Raw genomic sequence first — 4,888 nt, 5'->3', positions numbered from 1 at the left:
GTGTCGGTCGTCCGGGGGCGGCCCGGGGGGGCCGGGCGCTGCCGCCGCCGTGACGAGCGCTGACATTGCCGTGACAGCCGGAGTGTTACCCCTGGTCTGACAGCACGGGAGAGTCATGGCCATCGTCATCTTCTTCATCAGTCACTGGCTGCTCTGCGTCTTCTTCCAGAGCTTCTTCCAGCACCGCTACGCGGCGCACCGCATGTACAGCATGGGGCCGCGCACGGAGAAGGTGATGCACCTGCTCACCTACCTGGTGCAGGGCTCGTCGTACCTGTCGCCGAAGGCGTACGCCATCCTGCACCGCGAGCACCACGCCTTCTCCGACACGGAGAAGGACCCGCACTCTCCGCACTTCTTCAAGGACGCGCTGCGGATGATGCTGCACACGAAGAAGCGCTACGACGGCTTCGTGAAGGGCACCGTGAAGCCGGAGCCGCGCTTCGAGGGTGGGTATCCGGAGTGGCCGCTCGTGGACAAGACGCTGGGCCAGTCCTGGTGGGCGCCGCTGGTGTGGGTGGGCCTGTACACGGCGTTCTACGTGGCGTTCGCGACGTCGCCCTGGATGTTCCTGCTGTTGCCGGTGCACTTCGTGATGGGGCCGGTGCACGGCGCCATCGTGAACTGGTGCGGGCACAAGTACGGCTACCGCAACTTCAAGGGCAGCGACCAGTCGCGCAACACGCTGCCGGTGGACGTGCTGTGCATGGGCGAGCTGTTCCAGAACAACCACCACAAGTTCGGCGCGAGCCCGAACTTCGCGGCGCGCGCCTTTGAAATCGACCCCACGTGGCAGGTGATGCGCGTGCTGTCGAAGCTGGGCGTCATCCGCATCACCACGCCCCAGCGCGCGGTGTACCCGGAGCCGCGCGAAGTGGCGCGCCAGAGCAGTGGCGGGGCGCAGACAGCCTGAGGTTCCGGAATTGAAGTCATGCGGGGGAGCCGTCCTTCTGGGACTGCTCCCCCGTCGTCGTTTCCGGGTTCAGTGCGCCTTGAGCGCCGCGCCCACCGCGTCCGCGAGCTTCGTCGTCGGCCGCCCGATGAGCCGGCTCAGCGTGTGGCTGTCGTTGTACAATTCACCCTTCGCGAGCCCCGCGTCCGCGTCCGCCAGGATGTCCGCGAACACCTGCGGCAGCCCCACCTTCACCAGCGCCGCCGAGTACTCCGGCACCGGCAGGTCCACGTACGCCACCTTCTTGCCCGACTGGCGCGACACCTCCGCCGCGTACTCCGTCAGCGTGAAGGCCGTGTCACCCGCCAGCTCATACACCTGGTTCTCGTGGCCCGTGCCCGTGAGCACCTCCACCGCCGCGTCCGCGTAGTCCTTGCGGCTGGCCGCCGCCACCCGGCCGTCCTTCGCGCTGCCCTGCACCACGCCGTACTCCAGCGCCGGCGCCAGGTTGTCCGTGTAGTTCTCGAAGTACCAGCCGTTGCGCAGGAACGTGTACGGCACCCCCGACGCCTTGATGGCCTCCTCCGTCGCCTTGTGCTCCCCCACCAACTTGATGCCCGACGTGTCCGCGTATGGAGCGCTCGTGTACGCCAGCCGCTTCACGCCCGCCTTCTTCGCCGCCTCCAACACCGCCGAGTGCTGCGGGAAGCGCTTGCCCACCTCGTTCGCGGAGATGAGCAACACCACATCCCCCTTCCCGAACGCCCCCTCCAGCGTCTGCGGCTGGCTGTAGTCCACCTTGCGCACCTGCACCCCGCGCGCCGTCCAATCCTTCGCCTTCTCCGGGTCGCGCACCGCCACGGCGACCTGGTTCGCGGGCACCTTCTTCAAGAGCCCCTCGACGACGAACCGACCCAGCTTCCCCGTGGCTCCAGTGACGACGATCATGGCCGTGCCTCTTTCTTCCCGCGCCGTGCGCGTGGATTCGAACTGGCACTAACCCTAACGGGGGTACTCACTTTTCGTAAGTACGTACCTTGTGGTAAGTGTCAATCATGAAGGCAAGCAAGGGCAGTACACTGCTGGCGAAGGTGAAGCAGCGCGGGGACCTCTACGCGCCCGTGTGTCCGTCGCGCGGGGTGCTGGAACACATCACCAGCCGCTGGGGCGTGCTGGTGCTCATCGCGCTGCGGGAGGAGGGCACCCACCGCTTCAGCGAGCTGCGCCGCAAGGTGGGCGGGGTGAGCGAGAAGATGCTCGCCCAGACGCTCCAGGCCCTGGAGCAGGACGGCTTCGTGCTGCGCGAGGCCCACCCGGTGATTCCCCCCCACGTGGACTACAGCCTCACCCCCCTGGGCCAGGAGGTCGCTGAACACGTGAAGGGCCTGACCACCTGGATCGAAGAGAACATGCACCGCGTGCTCGCCGCCCGGACGCAGGAAGTCAGCCGCAAGAAGGCCTCCTGACCCGAGCAGGCGTCCCGCGCTCCCTCCCCCGGACGCCAGCCAGCGGAACGGACGGAAGCGAAGGGCGCGGGCTCGCGTTAAGACTGCCCCCGTGCCCGTCGACACCCCGCTCCAGGTCCGCATCCTCGATGCCATCCACGACGTCCCGGCCGCCCAATGGGACGCGCTCATCGCCCCCGGCGCGCCCCCCTTCGTGCGCCACGCGTGGCTGTCCGCCATGGAGGAGAGCGGCAGCGCCACCGAGGAGACCGGCTGGGCCCCGCACCACCTGACGCTGTGGCGGGGCAGGAAGCTGGTCGCCGCCGCGCCCGCCTACCTCAAGTTCCACAGCATGGGCGAATACATCTACGACTTCGGCTGGGCCAACGCCGCCGCCCAGCTGGGCGTGGAGTACTACCCCAAGCTCCTCGTGGGCGGCCCCCTGTCCCCCGCGACCGTGCCGCGCTTCCTCACCGCCCCGGGAGAAGACGCCTCCGTCCTGCGCCGGGCCCTGCTGGAGGCCGCGGTGCAGAGCGCAGAAGACGCGGGCTGCTCCGGCGTGCACGTGCTCTACCCCACCGACGAGGAGGCCGACTTCCTGGAGGAGGCCGGGCTCGCGCGCCGCATCACCCTCCAGTTCCATTGGAAGAACCCGGGCTATCAAAGCTACGACGACTACCTGGCCCGCTTCGACTCCAAGCGCCGCCACCAGCTCAAGCGCGAGCGCGCCGCCGCGGGCCCCCAGGGCATCCAGCTGCGCACCGTGCGGGGCGCGGACCTCGGCCCGGAGCACGCGAAGCGCGCGTACACCTTCTACACCTCCACCTGCGAGCGCCACGCCTGGGGCCAGGTGCAGCTCACCCCGGGCTTCTTCGACCGCGTCTTCCAGCACCTCCCCCAGTCCGTGGAGATGGTGGAGGCGGTGAAGGACGGTCAGGTCATCGCGGGGGCCTTCAACCTGGTCACCCCGGAGCGGCTCTATGGCCGGTACTGGGGCTGCACGCAGGAGCACCCCTTCCTGCACTTCAACGTCTGCCTGTACCAGTCCGTGGACGACTGCATCCAGAGGGGCCGCAAGGTGTTCGAGCCCGGCGCGGGCGGCGAACACAAGGTGTCGCGCGGCTTCGAGCCCACCGCCGTGCACAGCGCCCACCTGATTTTCGACAAGCGCCTGGACAAGGCCGTCCGGGGCTTCCTGCGCATGGAGCGGATGCGACTGACACCCGCGGTGGAGGAGGCCGAACGCATCTGCGGCCTCAAGCCCTGGAACCCCGCGCCCCCCGTCGCCCCCGGGTCCACCGGAACCTGAATCCTGAACGTCTGTCCGCCAGCCCACCGGCCGGATGACGACGGCGCTCGGATGAAGTTGTGAAATCGGGGTGAACCTCTAGAGTCCGCCCCATGAAAGTCCCGGAGACCGACGAAGACTTCATCCAGTGGTACGAAGACTGCTGGGCCGACCGTGACGAGGTGGAGTACCCGAAGCTGTTCGGTGCCATCCGCGAGGAAGTAGACCTCCTGGAAGGCACCGGCGTGCTGGAGGGGTGGCTGGAGAGCGAGCTGGCGCAGGGTCAGGCGTTGGATCCGAACTGGCTCCCCATGGGCGTGCGCGTGGCGCCGCCCAGCCCCGAGCACCCGTACTGGACCTACGTCACGAGCGGCCTGTCCAACCCCTTCACGGTGTCGCCCGGCGAGGAGCTGGCGGACGACGCGCGCAGTGGCCTGGGCTACGAGATGGTCATCCACACGCCCGAGGAGGAGCGCTGGCCCATCCTGCGCCTCATGGACATGATGGCCTACAACCTCGTGTGCGCCCGGCTGTTCGCCATGGGGCACCGCTACCCGGTGGACGGCACCCTCACCGGCGGTGACACGAAGCTTTCGGGCTTCGTGTTCGTGAAGGATTCCACGCGCCCCAGCCACTTCACCCTGCCCAGCGGCCAGGTGGAGCTGCTCACGCTCGTGGGCGTGACGAAGAACGAGATGGCCTTCTCGCGCTCCAACGGCATGGACAAGCTGCTGCAGAAGCTGGCGGACCCGGCGAACCCGAGCACCGCGTACATCACCCGGCCGGAGCGGGAGGAGCTGAAGCTGTAGTCCCCGCCCACCTTCAACCTTCGCGCGCGGGGAGCCGGACGACGGCCCCCGGGCGCGGCGGTGAGGCGTCCACCAGCGCCAGCAGGAGGCCCGGCTCGAAGGGCTTCTCGATGCGCGGCAGGGGCACGGCCTGGAGGAACGTGCGGGCGCGCTCGGTGAAGCTGCCGCCCGTCATGAACACGAAGCGCGAGAGCACCTCCGACCGGCGCCGCGACAGCTCCGCGTGCACGTCCATCCCGGTCAGGTCCGCCATCATCAGGTCGCAGAAGACGCGGTCGAAGGCGTCGTCCTGCTCCAACAGCGCTAGCGCCTCGCGGCCGCTGTGCGCCACCACCACGTCGTGCTGCCGGCCCAGCATGCGCTTGAGCACCGAGGTGAGCTGCGGTTCGTCGTCCACCACCAGCACGCGCTTGCGCTGGGGCCCGTCGGCCTCCCGCACCGCGGGGACCTGGGG

At 68.8% G+C, this 4,888-nt stretch carries 6 protein-coding genes; 4 read left to right on the top strand and 2 right to left on the bottom strand.

Translation table 11 applies throughout. From position 1 onward, the window contains the following. Positions 1-115: 115 nt before the first annotated feature. On the top strand, positions 116-913 hold the full coding sequence (locus D7Y13_RS38555; RefSeq protein WP_120531712.1) for an acyl-CoA desaturase: 798 nt from the start codon (positions 116-118) through the stop codon (positions 911-913). A gap of 69 nt (positions 914-982) precedes the next feature. On the opposite strand, the gene D7Y13_RS38550 is transcribed toward D7Y13_RS38555, so the two are convergent. Continuing rightward, a complete protein-coding gene (locus D7Y13_RS38550; RefSeq protein WP_120583537.1) occupies positions 983-1,840 on the bottom strand; it encodes an SDR family oxidoreductase in 858 nt (285 codons plus the stop codon). Between the two features lie 107 nt (positions 1,841-1,947). On the opposite strand from D7Y13_RS38550, the gene D7Y13_RS38545 reads away from it, so the two are divergent. The 3 genes from D7Y13_RS38545 to D7Y13_RS38535 all read left to right on the top strand — a co-directional run bounded on the left by D7Y13_RS38545 (position 1,948) and on the right by D7Y13_RS38535 (position 4,434). Continuing rightward, positions 1,948-2,358: a winged helix-turn-helix transcriptional regulator gene (locus tag D7Y13_RS38545; RefSeq protein WP_120531714.1), complete on the top strand. Its 411-nt coding sequence runs from the start codon at positions 1,948-1,950 to the stop codon at positions 2,356-2,358. Positions 2,359-2,449: 91 nt separating this feature from the next. Further along, positions 2,450-3,646, top strand: coding sequence for a GNAT family N-acetyltransferase (locus D7Y13_RS38540; protein WP_120531715.1), 1,197 nt, complete (start codon positions 2,450-2,452; stop codon positions 3,644-3,646). A 92-nt stretch (positions 3,647-3,738) separates the two neighbouring features. Further along, positions 3,739-4,434 (top strand): suppressor of fused domain protein, encoded by a 696-nt coding sequence (locus tag D7Y13_RS38535; protein ID WP_120531716.1) that lies wholly within the window; start codon positions 3,739-3,741, stop codon positions 4,432-4,434. A 13-nt stretch (positions 4,435-4,447) separates the two neighbouring features. Here D7Y13_RS38535 and D7Y13_RS38530 read toward each other — a convergent pair. Then, on the bottom strand, positions 4,448-4,888 hold a 441-nt coding region (locus D7Y13_RS38530; protein WP_147452599.1), incomplete at its 5' end, for a response regulator.

It is taken from the genome of Corallococcus praedator (genome assembly GCF_003612125.1).
Classification (GTDB): Bacteria; Myxococcota; Myxococcia; order Myxococcales; family Myxococcaceae; genus Corallococcus; species Corallococcus praedator.
Note: the sequence above shows the minus strand (reverse complement) of the source record. Positions and strands in the feature narration are given on the sequence as shown.

Bases quoted from the DNA above. Each gene is read 5' to 3' on its own strand.
- D7Y13_RS38555 (WP_120531712.1), top strand. From the start codon at position 116: ATGGCCATCGTCATCTTCTTCATCAGTCACTGGCTGCTCTGCGTCTTC.
- D7Y13_RS38550 (WP_120583537.1), bottom strand. From the start codon at position 1,840: ATGATCGTCGTCACTGGAGCCACGGGGAAGCTGGGTCGGTTCGTCGTC.
- D7Y13_RS38545 (WP_120531714.1), top strand. From the start codon at position 1,948: ATGAAGGCAAGCAAGGGCAGTACACTGCTGGCGAAGGTGAAGCAGCGC.
- D7Y13_RS38535 (WP_120531716.1), top strand. From the start codon at position 3,739: ATGAAAGTCCCGGAGACCGACGAAGACTTCATCCAGTGGTACGAAGAC.